The organism is Hydrogenovibrio kuenenii DSM 12350, from assembly GCF_000526715.1.
Taxonomy (GTDB): Bacteria; Pseudomonadota; Gammaproteobacteria; order Thiomicrospirales; family Thiomicrospiraceae; genus Hydrogenovibrio; species Hydrogenovibrio kuenenii.
The window spans coordinates 953,732-970,228 of sequence record NZ_JAGP01000001.1 but is presented as its reverse complement, the minus strand read 5'-3'; the positions used below and the strand labels follow the sequence as shown (position 1 = coordinate 970,228).

The window sequence follows — 16,497 nt, the reverse complement described above, 5'->3', positions numbered from 1 at the left end:
GTGTTGCATAGGTTGATAGTCGTGAATCAAAACTTGAAGACATCACACCTAAGGTGCAATAGACGTTCCTTGCGGCATGGTTTCAATCACAGCACCTTCAGTTTGCACACCAGCACTTTTTTCTACCTGACTAGTCGAATCATTTGTCTGAGAAGTAAAGGGGTTGGTTGCTGAATCCAATGATTCTTGTGTAGCCGGTGCTTGAGATGGTTGATCATCATTGCCAGCAGGTGGTATTGCTGACTGGCTGGCGGACGAATCATCTGTTGAATTGGTAACAGGCATTACTTCATCAGACCACTTGGCCTGCACAACACCAATTACGGCATCATTATCCGTAACCAACACATGAGGAATCTTCTGAATTTTTGCCAATAAATTGGTATAGAACCCTTGGTAAATGATTTCAAAGTTGGCTTGATAGTTTTGCAATGAATGCAATCTAACCGAGTGCACCATTGGCTTCATATTATTCAACACATTTTCAATAGATGTTAGGTTATCAACTTGCGTCATATTATCCAGCGTCAGTGTCAACGACCCCAAAACATCCGCTTGTGCACGATAACCCTGCGAATAGTAATCCAATAAACGTGCAAAAATATCTTTTAGATTATCCATCGCCAAGGTGTTATCGGCCTGACCATCTAATACTTTGTTGCCTGTCTTATCGAACAACTCCCAATGAAAAGTTTTCTCCCCAGTCTCGGTGAGTTCTTCCTGATAAGTCATTAGGTAATTGGCTTTGGCTTGAGACTCTAAAAATGCAATTTGTTCAGGCAATGCATTTTGCAGCGGATAAATCCACAAAGAGGAACTCATGTCTGCAGAAGGTTCTAAAACAGGAACGCCCAATCTTTCTGCTGGCTTTCGGTAATCCAACGATGGGTTGTCACCTAAAGCATCGGCTGTCAGGTTTGTCGTATCATTACCAAGTTTTTGAGAACCCAATACTAACGTTTTAGGTCGACTACTGTAAGGCCACAAAACTAGGTTATGTTTTTGAAAATATTGATAGATATGTTTTTGATCGAAATTGAATTCGATTTGCGTACCAACCGCAACGCCTTCTTGCAAAATAGGCTGATAGCTATAACGACTTAGCCATTCTTTCGGGTTTTTCAATAGTTCCTGAAACTCGTCATCATCATTAACATCCAAACGCCCGGTTAAACGCATAAGCTCAACACGAGATGCTTCAGTTAACGCTTTATCGATCTGTTGCTGTTTTGACAGGTTTGTTTCAGAGTCAGAAAGTGGAATTGTCACGTCAAACAGCACATCATCCGCATGTGCTACTGCGGCAAAAAATAACATCCCAAAAACAAAAAACATGGTGATGAGTTTTTGAGTGACTGTTTTTTGAGTTCCAATTTGAATGCTTTGCCCGTTTCCGCGCATCAAAGTTTCCTGCTTATAACTTAAATTTTAGTTACAATATGTTATCCGATTTTTTGACCAAAAATTAATAAACCTAAAAATTAATAAACGCTTTATTCCGTACCTGTTTTAAAACCAAAACTCGGTAACTCTCGAATAAGCGCAAAACAACAAGAAACATATCCACTATGACAACAGAAAGCCAATCAATCAGTTATAAAGACGCCGGTGTTGATATTGACGCAGGTAATGCCTTAGTAGAAGCAATTAAACCTATTGCAAAAGCAACACGCAGACCTGAAGTTTCGGCTTCATTGGGCGGCTTTGGTGCTTTGTTCGAACTACCAATGGACAAATACAAAAACCCATTATTGGTTTCAGGTACAGACGGTGTCGGCACCAAGCTAAGATTAGCCATTGAAAGTGGTAAACATGACCAAGTCGGTATTGACTTAGTTGCTATGTGCGTTAACGACCTAATCGTTCAAGGCGCTGAACCTCTTTTCTTTTTAGACTACTACGCGACAGGCAAGCTAGATATCTCTGTTGCCAAGGATGTCGTTTCAGGTATTGGTGAAGGCTGTTTGCAATCAGGTTGTGCTTTGATTGGTGGTGAAACCGCTGAAATGCCAGGCATGTATCCTGACGGTGACTACGACTTAGCTGGTTTCTGTGTTGGTATTGTTGAAAAGGCTGACCTGATTGACGGCACTAAAGTGAAAGAAGGCGATGTCATGCTTGGCTTAGCATCTTCCGGCCCTCACTCAAATGGTTATTCTTTGATTCGTAAAATCATCGAAGTAAGCGGTGTTGATCTTCAATCTGATTGTGATGGTCAACCACTGATCGATGCCCTTATGGCGCCTACTCGCATTTACGTTAAATCCGTTTTAGAGCTAATGAAACAAGTCGATATTCACGCTATTTCTCACATTACCGGTGGCGGCTTACTTGAAAACCTACCGCGCGTTATGCCAGAAAATACACTAGCGAAAATTGACACCTCTAGTTGGAAACGTCCTGCGGTATTTGATTGGATTCAACAAGCTGGAAACGTAGAGTTTCATGAAATGCACCGTACTTTGAACTGTGGTATTGGTCTTGTCATCGTTGTTGATGCAGCAGAAAAAGACAAAGCAATTGATACCCTAAGCAAACTAGGGGAAACCGTAGTTGAGATTGGTAGAGTTGAAGCTTCAAATCAAGCTGAACCTCATGTGGAATTGGTTTAACGCCAACCACTTTTTGCATAAACTTAACGACATATATCGCCATTTGTTTCTTAATGGCGATGACTACCGGGTATGACAAAAAACTCAAATAAAATGCCCATTGCCGTTTTAATTTCGGGAAATGGCAGTAACCTTCAAGCGTTGATAGATGCCCAACCAACGGCCAACTACGAAATCAAACTGGTGATTTCAAACCGCCCCTCAGTAAAAGGCATAGAGCGCGCTCAAAACGCTGGCATTAGCACACTCGTGCTAGACCACAAGGCTTATGATTCACGCGAAGCATTTGACCTCGCTATGATTGAAGCTTTAGACAGCAAACACATAAAAGCCGTTATTTTGGCTGGCTTTATGAGAATTCTGACACCAGAATTCACTAGCCACTTTTTAGGGCGAATGCTCAATATCCACCCTTCTCTTTTACCCAAATACCCAGGCCTCGACACCCATCAAAAAGCACTTGATGCTGGAGATAAAGAGCACGGTTTGAGCATTCACTTTGTGACCGCTGAACTAGATGGTGGCCCAGTCATCCTTCAAGCTAAGGTTTCTGTTGATGCTAACGATAATGTAGAATCACTTAAACAGAAAATCCATGCTCTTGAGCATCAAGCTTACCCTCTTGTGGCTGATTGGCTGGCTTCCAGTAAGGTTGAATTAAAAGACAATCAGGTGTGGTTTAATAATCATCTACTGAAATCACCTATCGACTTCGACCAAGCATTGGTCAACAAGTCTTAGGCTTTAATATGGCAAGTGTAATGATGACTTCTCAAAAAAGATTCTCCAACCGTCTATTGTTATCATTATTCGCCGGAATCTCTATATTTTCGTCTTCAGTATTTGCAGAAACACTTTTACCTTTTAAAGCCACCTTCAATGTTCGTGTATTTGGTTTTAATGTTGGTGAAGCACGCCAATCGCTTTCTTGCCGACAACAAAACTGCTTGTTGACCAGCGAAGCTTCTCCACCAAGGTGGGCGCAACGTTTTATTAACGAATCAGCCAAAGAACAAATTCATTTGATTCAAAATGACCACGAATTCAAATGGTTGAAATACAAAAAGTTTTTAACGCGCCGTTATGACGATCGCACTGAACATAAAACCTATACACTGGTTAGAGATGAAACGCATAAACATATTCATTACGTAGAAGAAAATAAAAACTGGCCATTACGCAACTTGGTTTATGACCCCATTTCTATCGCCTACGCAATTCAATACCGAATACTTAATCACTTGCCGCTGAACAACCTCTATCTGCAAGATGATAAAGTTCAACAAAAAATCATTTTTTCAACCCAGAATAAGTCAGATGAAATTGATTTAGACTTTAAGGATGAGCTACAAACAAAGCGTTTCGAGTTCCATAATGATAAAATGAGCATTAAATTATGGCTTGTCCCTGAAATGGCTTATTTTCCTGGACAAATTCAAGTAGAAAATAAAATAGAAAAACGTACGATTACCCTTGAATTAAACCGGGTGCCGGACTTCTCCAACTGATACATGAAAATCCAATTATGAAGCTAAGCGACAGAGACATTATTCAGCATTTAAAAATCGGTAAAATCGGCATTGAACCACAACCGGATCAAAGCAAAATCAAAGGGATTAGTGTCGATTTAAGACTTGATAACAAATTCCGTGTATTTAACGACCATACCGCTCCCTACATTGACCTTAGTGGGCCAAGTGATCAAATGCAAAAGATCATGGATACCATTATGGGAGATGAGATCATCATTAAAGAAGGTGATGCTTTTTTCTTACATCCTGGTGAACTTGCACTGGCTGCGACTTTTGAGTCCGTCTCCATTCCAGATGATTTGGTAGGCTGGTTGGATGGGCGTTCAAGCTTGGCTCGCCTAGGCTTAATGGTACACGTCACAGCGCATCGAATTGACCCTGGCTGGAATGGACAAATCGTACTAGAAATCTTCAATAGCGGCAAACTACCACTCGCCTTGAGACCTGGCATGGAAATTTGCGCAATCAACTTTGAAACGCTATCCAGCGCAGCTATCAAACCCTACAACAAACGTGCTGATGCGAAATATCGCGATCAAAAAGGCCCTACTGCCAGCCGTATCACACAAGATCAAAATAATAGCAAAGACGAACGTCAACTAGACCTGCTCAGCTAAAATCTACCAGGCTGGGTACAAACGAATTTTAAGCAAATACCTATACCGTATTTGCTTACTACCTAAATACAAAACGAAACCGTCAATGTTTGAAGGACGTTATCATGAGTTTTTTAAAAAAAATCTTTTCCAGTGCTTTACCTGAAAACCTACAACAAGCTTTAGAAAAAGCAATTAACACCCTATCCATAGAGGGTATTGATGCCGCAGTATTCCAAGACAAAATCGTCACCGATGCAACCTTTAAGAAAGGCGTTTTAACGCTTAAACTTTGCTTACCTTTTGCTGCCCGCTCACTATGGCCTGCACTTGAACAACAACTAAACCACTCATTACAGCAAACTGAGGATGTTAATGAAGTTAAGTTTGAGTGGAATACTGAAATCATTGCTCACCAAACACACAACCAAGCACAACCTCTGGAAGGTGTAAAAAACATTATTGCCGTTGCCTCAGGTAAAGGCGGGGTTGGTAAATCAACGACCAGTGTTAATTTAGCGCTGGCTTTGCAGCAAGAAGGCGCTCGCGTTGGTATTTTGGATGCAGATATTTATGGGCCTAGTATTCCAACCATGCTGGGCATTCATGAAAAACCGCAAACGCTTGATGGCAAAAGCATGGAGCCACTTATCGCACATGGACTTAAACTCATGTCTATCGGCTTCTTAATCGACCCTGCCGAACCTATGATTTGGCGTGGTCCGATTGTGACACAAACCCTGATGCAATTGCTAAACGAAACCAACTGGTCAGACTTAGATTATCTTGTTATTGACCTACCACCAGGAACTGGGGACGTTCAACTGACTTTATCACAACAAATACCCGTAACTGGCGCTGTTGTCGTTACTACACCTCAGGAAATAGCCTTAATTGATGCGCGCAAAGGCCTAAAAATGTTTGAAAAAGTAAATATTCCTATTCTGGGTATTATTGAAAACATGAGTACACATATCTGTAGCCAATGTGGACATGAAGAGGCTATTTTCGGTGAACATGGTGGAGAAAAACTAGCGTCCGAATCTAACACAAAGTTACTTGGCAAACTGCCTTTGGACGGTAAAATTAGACTAGCGATGGACCAAGGAAAACCGACACTGGTTGAGCAGCCTTCTGGAGAAATTGCCAGTCGTTATCGTGAAATGGTTTGGACTATTGGAAGTGATATTGCATTACAACGTAAAAGCTATGCCTCGGTATTCCCGAATATTGTGGTCGAAAACAGCTAAGTCAAACGTATACAAAATGCATCGATAAGGGGAGTACCAACTTAACGGTTCCCCCTGTTTTCCAACCCTTCACTGGTAATTGAAAAGTTGCCATGCACTTTTTCTATCGTTTCAGAACAACGCAGCATGAAATGCCGATATTTTTTGTGGCGCTCCCCAATAACAAAACCTTAGATTTCATTCATCACCTCAGGTTGTTGCCACGTATAGACAGCTGTTGCGCACGCTTGCACAACGTCTAACTCAAGTGATTGGCATAGACTCTGAACCAAAAACAACCCCCTGCCAGAAAATGCATGATCACTCTCATCAATGGGTTCAGGAATTTTGCCCATTTTAGAAGTAAATTGTTGTCCCTCATGAAAGACTTTAATTTTGATATTACCAGCATAGTTTGATGTTGGGGTTTGGTTAATACAAATTGTCACCTTGCCCTCCTCTAACAGAGACAAACGATCTCTTTTTTGCTGATTAAATTTTTGGAAGCCGTCTTCTTCATCCTTAAGGCTTGAATCTAAATTCAACAACCCATGTTCAACTGCATTGATATAAAGCTCTGAAATCACTAAATACAAATCTTCTTTAAAGGAAATCAGCGGCTGCATCGCCATAATGGCATCTACGATACCCTCTGTTGGATTCCCATTAATTTTGATATTCCTATGGCAAAATTCAAACGTCAAACGCCATTGTGAGGCTGGCTTAATATCTGTATTAGAAGCCTGAAGCAGTTGTTGTTGCGTCTCTTTCAGAATGGCTTTCATGGACAGTTTGATAATAGAAACATCATCTTCAAATAGAGAGTCTTTACTGAACTCTTTTGCTGCATCAACCAGGTCAGGAATGCCAGGATTCTCGTAGGAGGTCATAACTTCAACTAATCGCTCAACCCCAAACATTTCTCGTTGATTATCCAAGACTTCAATAATGCCATCTGTATAGAGAAAGAAACTGTCATTTGATGAGACATTGACGCTCGTAAAGTCAAACGTCATATCTTTGTTATCTAAAATACCCAAAGGAGGTGAAGTTGATTTAAATTGTCGTGTTTCGCGAGTGTCGCTAGTTAACTGAATAATAGGCTGCATTCCAGCATTAAAGACAGATACCGTACGTCTGTTTGGCTGGATTTTCATCATGATACACCCGAAAAAAATATGTATCGGCAAAATATCTTTTAATTTGCTATTGATAACATTCAACACCTCTCCTGGTGTTCGCCCCCTTTTTACCATGGAATAAAATACTTCTGCTACAGGAATTGCCCCTATTGCAGCAGGTAAACCATGACCGGTAAAATCTCCTAACAAAACGAGTACACTGCCAGATGGCATCACCGTTGACAGAAAGACATCACCATTGAAAATTGAAGCCGGGGTTACATGAGTTTCCAGTCCTGGTACTAACTTACCTGGCCCATGAACGAACTTTTCGAAGATGCGTTCTGCTGAACGATGCTCTAGTTCAAGGTTTTTGTGCAATAAAGAAATGGTTTGATGTGATTCATATAGCTCTGATGTCAGGCGTTTCATTCTTATCAAAGAACGAATTTTTGCCAGAAACAGTTGCTCAGAATAGGGTTTTTGCAAAAAATCGTCTGCACCGACTTCCAGCACATTTTGAATTACTTCAGAGCTGACTTCATCAGTAACGATAAAAACAGGAATCATCTGCTGCAATGAATGTGATTTGATTTTTTTAACCAAATCATAAGCTGACATGAAAGGTAACGTAATTTCAGAAATAACTAAATCGAAGGATTCAGTTTCAAAAATTTGATAGGCATCCAACCCATTGGATGCAAAAAGAACTTGGTAACCGTTTTTTTCAAGAATCTGTTTTAAATAAAAGCGGTTGGTTTCTGAAGGGTCTACTACGAGAATTCTCATAGACTTCCCTTAGTTGCATTCAAACAATTGTGAATAATTGATCAAATTTTGCCACCTTCAGTATATTCATCACTTCAGGGGTTACATGCGAGAACTCAACTTTATTAGGATTTCCACCCGTTTTCTCTCTAAGTAACAAAAGCATACCTAGTGCAGAACTATCCATATAAGTGGTTTCTGACAAGTTAATAACAAATTTAGATGCCGAATCCAAGTGCTCATTCAACGTCTTGTTGAAGTCATCATAACAACTGATATCAAAATTCCCTTTAATGTAGATATTCACTACACCATCATTCACTTGTGTCTTTACACCCATTATTACGCCCCCTATTTTAGGCCAACCCCATCACACTCATTCCAACACAAAAAGCATTCGTTTTTAGGCTGTAACAGTTTTCATTTCGAGCCAAAATAATAAAATTGTCGTTTTATGTCATATTAAATCAGACTCCGATGGACTGCAATTAAAACTTAAACAAAACCTTTTTGTTCGCTAATAGATTTTTTAATTGTTATCTCAAACACTAAAATCCTACAAAACAGCCTGTTTTTCTCATTCTTTTGGCAAAAAAATATCTGCAAAAAGCATATAATGTCTCTCCTAATTTTTAGATAACTGATTCAGAAAACAATGACAAAAAAAGCAAGCCGAAAAATCCTGATTACAAGTGCACTTCCTTATGCAAATGGTCCAATACACCTAGGGCATTTGGTTGAATACATCCAAACCGACATTTGGTCTCGCTTTCAAAAAATGCGTGGCAACGAGTGTTACTATGTTTGTGCAGATGACGCACACGGCACGCCAATTATGTTGCGAGCTCAAACAGAAGGCATTACACCAGAAGAGCTTATCGCCCGCGTTTCTAAAGAACATCAACAGGATTTTGCAGGGTTTAACATTGCTTTCGATCATTATCACTCTACTCACTCACCAGAAAACCGTGAGTTTGCCGGCTACATTTATGAACAGTTAAAAGAAAAAGGTCATATTTCACGTAAAACAATTACCCAGTTTTATGACCCTGAAAAACAAATGTTCTTGCCTGATCGTTTTATCAAGGGTACTTGCCCTAAGTGTAAAGCTGAAGACCAGTATGGTGACAATTGTGAAGTCTGTGGTGCTACCTACAGCCCAACTGAACTGATAAACCCAACATCCGTGGTTTCTGGTGCAACGCCTGTTGAAAAAGAAACTGAACACTTATTCTTTGAGTTGGAACATTTCGGCGACATGTTAAAAGACTGGACTCATAAGGGACATTTGCAAACACAAATCGCTAACAAACTGGATGAGTGGTTTGAGTCAGGCTTACGTGGCTGGGATATTTCACGTGATGCCCCTTATTTTGGTTTTGAAATTCCTGGCGAAAAAGACAAATTCTTTTATGTGTGGCTAGATGCACCAGTCGGTTATATGGCAAGCTTCAAGGCATTGTGTGACAAGACAGGTCTAAACTTCGACGATTTCTGGAAAGCGGATAGTGATGCTGAGCTTTATCACTTTATCGGAAAAGACATCATCTACTTCCATGCCCTTTTCTGGCCTGCAATGTTATCTGGTGCAGGCTTTAGAACGCCTGACGCGATTTTCGCGCACGGATTCCTAACGGTTGATGGTCAGAAAATGTCCAAGTCTCGCGGTACATTCATTATGGCGAAGACTTATCTAGACCATCTAAACCCAGAATATTTACGCTACTACTTCGCTGCCAAGCTTAGCAGCCGCATTGATGATCTGGATTTGAACATGGAAGACTTCGTCCAGCGTGTCAACTCTGACCTAGTGGGTAAAGTCGTCAATATCGCCAGCCGCTGTGCAGGTTTCGTAGTGAAAAAGTTTGATGGCAAACTAGCATCAAACTGGGGTGACGACGCCAGCAAACTTTATGATACATTCATTGCCCAATCCGAAAACATTGCTTCTCTGTATGAAAACCGTGAATACGGGCATGCGATGCGTGAAATCATGGCTTTAGCTGATAAAGCCAACGAATACATTGATGAAACCGCACCTTGGGTACTGGCTAAACAAGAAGGTAAAGAAGCTGAGCTTCACGAATCCGTCAGTGTAGGTATCAACCTATTCCGCGTACTTCTAACTTACCTGACACCAGTTCTACCTGAAACAGCTGAAAAAGCACGTGGTTTTCTACAACTGAATGAACTAAGTTGGCAAGCGATTGAAGTCCCTTTAATGGACCATGAAATCCAGAAATTCAAACCACTAATGACTCGTGTTGAGATGGATGCAGTTGAAAAAATGATTGAAGATTCCAAACAAAATATGCCAAGCGCACAACCACAAACTGAAGTCAGTGCAAACTCAGATATCGAACCAATTGCGCCTGAAATCAGTTTTGATGATTTTGCAAAATTGGATTTCCGTATTGCCAAAATCGTCAATGCAGAAGCCGTACCCGAAGCAAATAAGTTATTGAAACTAACACTTGATATTGGCCTAGGTGAACGTCAAGTATTTGCAGGTATAAAGTCTGCCTACCAACCTGAAGAGTTGGTTGGCAAATTAACAGTAATGGTGGCGAACCTTGCGCCAAGAAAAATGCGCTTCGGCATGTCTGAAGGCATGGTACTGGCCGCAGGACCAGGTGGTAAAGATCTATTTATTCTTAACCCTGATGAGGGCGCCCAACCAGGTATGCGCGTAAAATAAGGTCATCGTTTCAATAACCTTTCTTTATAGGGCAGCGTTAAAAATCTCTGCTGCCTTAAAGGTTGTTTTTCACTATACTGTATCGTTTGACCGGCTTTATTAATAAGACAATCCTTCATACGAAGGCACATAACGACGGAATGCTATGACAGAGTATTTTTTAATATTAATCAGTACCATATTAGTCAATAATTTCGTATTGGTTAAATTCCTAGGACTTTGCCCATTCATGGGGGTTTCCAAGAAAACCGATGCCGCGGTCGGCATGGGCTTGGCAACAACCTTTGTTATGACACTGTCTTCTGTCTTAAGCTATCTGATCAACACCTATCTATTGGTGCCGTTCCATTTAGAGTTTCTGCAAACCATCGGTTTTATCCTAGCGATTGCAGCAGTGGTCGGCTTTACCGAAATGGCTATTCATAAAACCAGCCCCGTGCTTTACCAAGTGCTTGGTATTTATATTCCGCTTATCACAACCAACTGTGCCGTATTGGGTGTTGCCCTATTGAATGTGGGCGAACGCCACAACTTTGTCGAATCTGCTCTTTACGGCTTTGGTGCCGCGGTCGGTTTTTCGTTGGTGATGGTATTGTTTGCCTCCATTCGTGAGCGTGTGGAATATGCCGATGTTCCTAAACCCTTCCAAGGGGTTCCAATTGCATTGATTACCGCCGGACTCATGTCCATTGCGTTTATGGGCTTTGGCGGCCTCGTCAAGTAAAGGAAAACAAAGACAAATGTTATCCGCACTTCTCGTTTTCTTAGGTTTGGCACTCGTTTTCGGTCTGCTACTCGGTTACGCCTCTATTCGATTCAAAGTCGAAGGCAACCCGATGGCTGATCAAATCGATAACGTTTTACCGCAAACGCAATGCGGACAATGTGGATTCCCAGGCTGTCGCCCTTATGCAGATGCACTTGCCAACGATGAAACAGAAGTTAACCTCTGCGTTCCTGGCGGGCACGAAGTCATGTTGCAAATCGCTGAAATCACTGGCCGTGAACCCAAAGAAATGGAAGAAGTTCCAGATGTCCCAGAAGGCAAAATCATTGCTGTTATCGACGAAGACATTTGTATTGGTTGCGTACACTGCATCAAGGCTTGCCCTGTTGATGCCATCGTCGGTGCGACCAAATTGATGCATACTGTTATTGAATCGGAATGTACAGGTTGCGAAAAATGTATACCGGTTTGCCCTGTTGACTGTATTGAAATGGTACCTGTCGAACCGACTTTGCAAAGTTGGACCTGGGCGGAACCCGACCCTACTGAAAGTGCAAAACCGTTAATAGAGAAGTTTTCATGAAGATAAGTTTGCTTAAATTTATCGCCAACATTTACCCTATGGCTAAACGAGGGTTATACCGTTTTAGTGGTGGTGTTTTCCCGCGCTACAACAAAAGTCTTTCAAAACAACATCCTGTACATAAAACTTTTATCCCTGATGAACTTATTCTGCCACTGCATCAACACGTAGGAGTTGAAACAGAACCTAAAGTACAAGTCGGAGACAAAGTTCTAAAAAACCAATGCCTTGCAGAAAGTAAAAAAGGTCTAAGTGCGCCTGTTCATGCACCCACTTCTGGTGAAATTATAGCTATAGAAAACCGTACGCTACCTCACCCTTCCGGTTTGAGCGGACTTTGTATCGTGCTAAAGCCTGACTTTAAAGACGAAGCTATTGATAACATTTTAAAAGTCGATGGCAATACGCCTGCTACTCCAAAAGAGCTTAAAGAAATCGTTTACCGTGCTGGTATCGTTGGAATGGGAGGCGCTGGTTTCCCCACTTTTGCCAAGATTCCTGATGAAAAAGGCAAAATCCATACGCTATTAGTCAATGGTGCCGAGTGTGAGCCATTTATCACTTGTGACGATATTCTGATGCAAACCAATCCAAAAGACATTATTCAGGGTGCCTTGATCGTTGCAGAGTCGCTCGGCTGTGAACGCATTATTTGTGGAATAGAAGACAATAAACCAGAAGCGATCGAATGCATGCAATCGGCCGTTGAAGAGCTTGACAACCCCAGCCTGGTAGAAATTCAACCTGTACCAACGGTTTACCCAATGGGTGGACAAAAACAGCTAACACAACAACTGACAGGCATAGAAGTTCCTGCACATGCTCATGCGGTGGATATCGGCTTATTAATGATGAATGTTGCTACTTTTGCCGCCATCCATCATGCGGTACGTCATGGTAAACCTTTAACTTCGCGCTATGTTACCGTTTCAGGTTTAGGGCTGAACCAGCCATACAATATAGAAGCACTTATCGGAACCTCTTTCGATGCTTTAGTTGAGCTCGCGGAACCAAAAGCAAAACTCGACTTCCCTCTTATTCAGGGAGGCCCAATGATGGGCTTTGAAATGCCCAATAATCATGTGCCTGTGATTAAAACCACTAACTGTATTCTAGCAAACCCACCAGAACCATCAGAAATGGTGATGCCTTGTATTCGCTGTGGTGAATGTATGGATGCCTGTCCAATCAATCTTCTGCCACAACAACTTTACTGGCATTCTCGCAGCCATGAGTTTGAAAAAGCAGAAAAACTCAACCTGTTTGATTGTATTGAATGTGGTTGTTGCAGCTTCGTTTGCCCAAGCCATATTCCACTTGTTCAGTACTATCGTTTTGCCAAAGGTGAAGTGAAAAAGAACAAGCAAGAAGCGTTTGCGACACAGCATGCTAAAGAACGCCATGAAGCGAAGTTAGCTCGTGAAGCACGCATCAAACAAGAGCGTGAAGCTAAGTTAAAAGCGAAAAAAGAAGCGGTTAAACGTAAAGCAGCATCTGAAACTGAACAGCCTGAAGAGAAAAAAGCACCATCTTCCGCAGCGGCAGCCGCCGCTCGTGCAGCTGCTGCCCGTAAAAAAGCGGCTCAAAAAAACACTACAACAGAAAACGAAATAGCCGAAACGTCACAAGAACAAACGCCTACATCTGCTCCAATGTCGGCTAGAGAAAAGGCCATCGCAGCAGCCAAAAAGCGTGCGCAAGCTGCTGCAAATAAACCTGAAAAAACGCAATCATCAGCGCCTTCAGAAACAAATACTGAAGCCGCACCTATATCTGCCAGAGAAAAAGCGATTGCAGCCGCCAAAAAACGTGCGCAATCCGCTGCTCAAAAAGCAAACAAAGAAGATGCCGTTGAAGCTGAAAGCCAGTCAAATAAAACCGAGCCAACAACTGATGCACCTGAAATAGATGCCAAAACACGTGCACGCCAAGCTGCGCAAAAACGAGCACAAGCAGCGGCAGCAGCAAAACGTCGTGCAAAAGATAACGAAACTAATAACGAAATTGATAGCGACGCGATAAATAAAACAGCTAAATCAGATAGTGAAACTGAAACAACACCGTCTGCTACAACAGAAAAAAATGCCCCTGAAAACACAGTCGTTGATAAACGCAAAGCAGCAATGGAAGCAGCACGAAAGCGTGCTGCTGCACGTAAAAAAACAAATCATGAAGACGGAAGTGATGCATGAGCGATAACTCTTTATTTAATACCGCAACATCTCCTTTTACACACGACGTTGTTTCCGTGCGTAAAACCATGATTCAAGTGCAATATGCGGCCTTCCCTGCACTATTAGCGCATATATACTTCTTTGGCTATGGTATTACCATTCAGTGGGCATTAGCAGTCATTACCCTTTTGGTTGTTGAAACCGCTCTATTAAAACTACGCAATCGACCTGTAATTCCCTATCTTGCTGATTTAAGCGGATTGATTACGATTACAGGTATTGTCTTTTGTATTCCACCTGAAGCGCCTTGGTGGGTTGTGGTTACTGGCGTGACCTTTGCACTGGTATTCGGCAAACATCTGTACGGTGGTTTGGGTTACAACCCTTTTAACCCCGCTATGTTGGGCTATGCATTTCTATTGATTTCTTTCCCCGCGCAAGTAACTCAATGGACGCTTCCAGCAGAAGTATTAGGTCAACACCTCAGTTTTATGGATTCTGCTTCAATCATTTTCTTTGGTCATACGCCTAACTTTGGACTGGACCAAATCACCGGTGCAACCCCATTAGGTGAGGTCAAAACAGCTTTATCTACAGGCGTGCCCGTTGGAGCAACACTCAATAGTCATACTTTCGGTAAAGACGCTTTCCCTATTGGGTGGGGTGAAGTCAATCTAGCATTTTTATTAGGTGGTTTATGGTTACTCTATAAACGCACCATCCGCTGGCAGTACCCAGTTGGTTTCTTAGGCGCTTTAGCAGCCATGGCGTTTATTTTCCACGAAATCGACCCAAGCACCTACGCACCAGTCAGCTATCACCTATTATCAGGCGGCGTTATGCTAGCAGCCTTCTTTATCATTACCGACCCTGTAACCTCATGCACCACCCCTCGAGGCCGACTGGTTTACGCGATAGGCATCGGTATTATGGTGTATATCATTCGTAACTGGGGCGCTTTCCCGGATGGTATTGCCTTCGGGGTTTTAATTCTGAATATGTTTGTCCCTTTGATAGACCAATACACCACTCCACGCGTACTAGGACATAAAAAATAAGGTTTTCGCTATGACAGATACAAAAGAAAACTTGCCAGAAAACGAAAATGCCGCGCCTGAAAAGCGCTCGCTGATTCAACAAATGTTGCGTTCTGCTCGTGTACTGAGTTTTTATGTCATTTTAGGTGTCGGTTTACTATTGATTGTAAAACTTGTCACGCAAGAAATGATTGATGATGCCGAAAAATCAAATAAATTGGCGGCTTTCAACGAAGTACTTCCGGCTTCTAAATACGATAATGATCCATTAAAAGACACTAAGCAGTTTACTAACGAAGCTTTACTTGGTTCAGAAACACCAGTTACCTTCTACCGTGCACGCAAAGATGGCAAACCCGTCGGCGTTATCTTTGAAGCCATTGCACCTGATGGTTATAGCGGTAAAATTAAAATCCTACTCGGTGTTTTCCCTGATGGTCGTATTTCCGGTGTTCGTGTTTTACACCACAAAGAAACACCAGGGTTAGGTGATAAAATTGAACTCAGAAAATCCAATTGGATTCTTTCTTTTAATGGCATGAAATTACGTGATGACAATGCCGCTAACTGGCGCGTAAAAAAAGACGGCGGTATTTTCGACCAATTTACTGGTGCGACTATCACACCTCGTGCCGTAGTTAAAGCGGTGAGAAAAGCAATGGAATTCGTCAATCAGAAAGGAGACAAACTCTATGACTGACACAACCAAACCAAGCAAACTAGCAGAATACGGCAAAATTGCTCGTAGCGGTATTTGGGACAACAACCAAGCACTTGTTGCCATGCTGGGGCTTTGCCCACTCCTTGCTGTCACCAACAATACGGTAAACGGTTTAGGTCTTGGGCTTGCGACTATGGCTGTTTTAATCGTTTCTAACGTACTGGTTTCCCTAATTCGTAATCATGTTTCACCGGAAATCCGTATTCCCATATTCATTGCCATTATCGCGTCTGCCGTAACCATTATCGATATGATGATGGATGCTTACCTGCACACCCTACATGGTATTCTCGGTATCTTCATTCCTTTAATCGTAACCAATTGTGCCATCTTAGGGCGTGCAGAAGCCTTTGCGTCTAAAAATACGGTCGATAAATCGCTAGTGGACGCCATTTTTATGGGGCTAGGTTTTACGGCAGTATTGGTAGTGTTGGGCGCTATGCGTGAAATCATCGGTAACGGTACCCTTTTCGACCAAATGAACTTGATGTTTGGTGATGCTGCGAAAAACTTAACGCTTTATATGCCTTCTGATTTTCATCCTGTATTGCTTGCGATTCTTCCTCCTGGTGCCTTTATCGGTTTAGGGCTTTTGGTCGCGTTGAAAAACGCTATCGAACAAAGAAAGCTGGAAAAGAAAACCAATGCATTGGGTATTCAAGTAGCGGTCAATCAGTCCTAAGATCGCTAGATAAAGAT

The 16,497-nt window shown here is 42.0% G+C and carries 15 protein-coding genes; 12 read left to right on the top strand and 3 right to left on the bottom strand.

Annotated elements, in window-relative coordinates:
* Positions 1-48: 48 nt before the first annotated feature.
* Entirely contained in the window at positions 49-1,401 is a 1,353-nt protein-coding gene (locus tag N745_RS0104550; RefSeq protein ID WP_024850951.1) for a DUF2066 domain-containing protein, read from the bottom strand.
* Between the two features lie 167 nt (positions 1,402-1,568).
* Here N745_RS0104550 and purM point away from each other — a divergent pair, with 167 nt between their 5' ends.
* From purM to apbC, 5 genes are all read left to right on the top strand, one after another.
* Positions 1,569-2,612, top strand: coding sequence for a phosphoribosylformylglycinamidine cyclo-ligase (gene purM, locus N745_RS0104545; RefSeq protein WP_024850950.1), 1,044 nt, complete (start codon positions 1,569-1,571; stop codon positions 2,610-2,612).
* Positions 2,613-2,684: 72 nt separating this feature from the next.
* Positions 2,685-3,353 carry a phosphoribosylglycinamide formyltransferase gene (gene purN / locus N745_RS0104540; RefSeq protein ID WP_024850949.1) on the top strand — a complete coding sequence of 223 codons (669 nt, stop codon included), beginning with the start codon at positions 2,685-2,687 and terminating at the stop codon, positions 3,351-3,353.
* 8 nt (positions 3,354-3,361) lie between these two features.
* Complete coding sequence (locus N745_RS0104535; RefSeq protein ID WP_084657303.1) at positions 3,362-4,120, top strand: DUF3108 domain-containing protein; 759 nt, start codon at positions 3,362-3,364, stop codon at positions 4,118-4,120.
* 17 nt (positions 4,121-4,137) lie between these two features.
* Complete coding sequence (gene dcd / locus N745_RS0104530; protein WP_024850947.1) at positions 4,138-4,761, top strand: dCTP deaminase; 624 nt, start codon at positions 4,138-4,140, stop codon at positions 4,759-4,761.
* 104 nt (positions 4,762-4,865) lie between these two features.
* Positions 4,866-5,990, top strand: coding sequence for an iron-sulfur cluster carrier protein ApbC (gene apbC / locus N745_RS0104525; RefSeq protein WP_024850946.1), 1,125 nt, complete (start codon positions 4,866-4,868; stop codon positions 5,988-5,990).
* A gap of 170 nt (positions 5,991-6,160) precedes the next feature.
* Here apbC and N745_RS0104520 read toward each other — a convergent pair whose 3' ends face one another.
* Positions 6,161-7,879: a fused response regulator/phosphatase gene (locus N745_RS0104520; RefSeq protein WP_024850945.1), complete on the bottom strand. Its 1,719-nt coding sequence runs from the start codon at positions 7,877-7,879 to the stop codon at positions 6,161-6,163.
* A gap of 19 nt (positions 7,880-7,898) precedes the next feature.
* Positions 7,899-8,198 carry an STAS domain-containing protein gene (locus N745_RS0104515; protein WP_024850944.1) on the bottom strand — a complete coding sequence of 100 codons (300 nt, stop codon included), beginning with the start codon at positions 8,196-8,198 and terminating at the stop codon, positions 7,899-7,901.
* Between the two features lie 315 nt (positions 8,199-8,513).
* Here N745_RS0104515 and metG point away from each other — a divergent pair, with 315 nt between their 5' ends.
* From metG to N745_RS0104480, 7 genes are all read left to right on the top strand, one after another.
* Positions 8,514-10,556, top strand: a complete 2,043-nt coding sequence (gene metG, locus N745_RS0104510; protein WP_024850943.1) for a methionine--tRNA ligase — start codon at positions 8,514-8,516, stop codon at positions 10,554-10,556.
* Between the two features lie 145 nt (positions 10,557-10,701).
* Complete coding sequence (gene rsxA / locus N745_RS0104505) at positions 10,702-11,280, top strand: electron transport complex subunit RsxA (RefSeq protein WP_024850942.1); 579 nt, start codon at positions 10,702-10,704, stop codon at positions 11,278-11,280.
* Positions 11,281-11,296: 16 nt separating this feature from the next.
* The gene (rsxB, locus tag N745_RS0104500; protein WP_024850941.1) at positions 11,297-11,866 is read left to right on the top strand and encodes an electron transport complex subunit RsxB; all 570 of its coding nucleotides are present in this window, start codon (positions 11,297-11,299) and stop codon (positions 11,864-11,866) included.
* Positions 11,863-14,058 (top strand): electron transport complex subunit RsxC, encoded by a 2,196-nt coding sequence (rsxC, locus tag N745_RS0104495; protein WP_024850940.1) that lies wholly within the window; start codon positions 11,863-11,865, stop codon positions 14,056-14,058. The genes rsxB and rsxC overlap by 4 nt, the downstream gene beginning before the upstream one ends.
* Complete coding sequence (locus tag N745_RS0104490; protein ID WP_024850939.1) at positions 14,055-15,098, top strand: RnfABCDGE type electron transport complex subunit D; 1,044 nt, start codon at positions 14,055-14,057, stop codon at positions 15,096-15,098. The genes rsxC and N745_RS0104490 overlap by 4 nt, the downstream gene beginning before the upstream one ends.
* 10 nt (positions 15,099-15,108) lie before the next feature.
* Positions 15,109-15,777: an electron transport complex subunit RsxG gene (rsxG, locus tag N745_RS0104485; protein WP_084657301.1), complete on the top strand. Its 669-nt coding sequence runs from the start codon at positions 15,109-15,111 to the stop codon at positions 15,775-15,777.
* On the top strand, positions 15,770-16,480 hold the full coding sequence (locus N745_RS0104480; protein ID WP_024850937.1) for an electron transport complex subunit E: 711 nt from the start codon (positions 15,770-15,772) through the stop codon (positions 16,478-16,480). Before rsxG ends, N745_RS0104480 begins: the two co-directional genes overlap by 8 nt.
* The last annotated feature ends 17 nt before the right edge of the window (positions 16,481-16,497 follow it).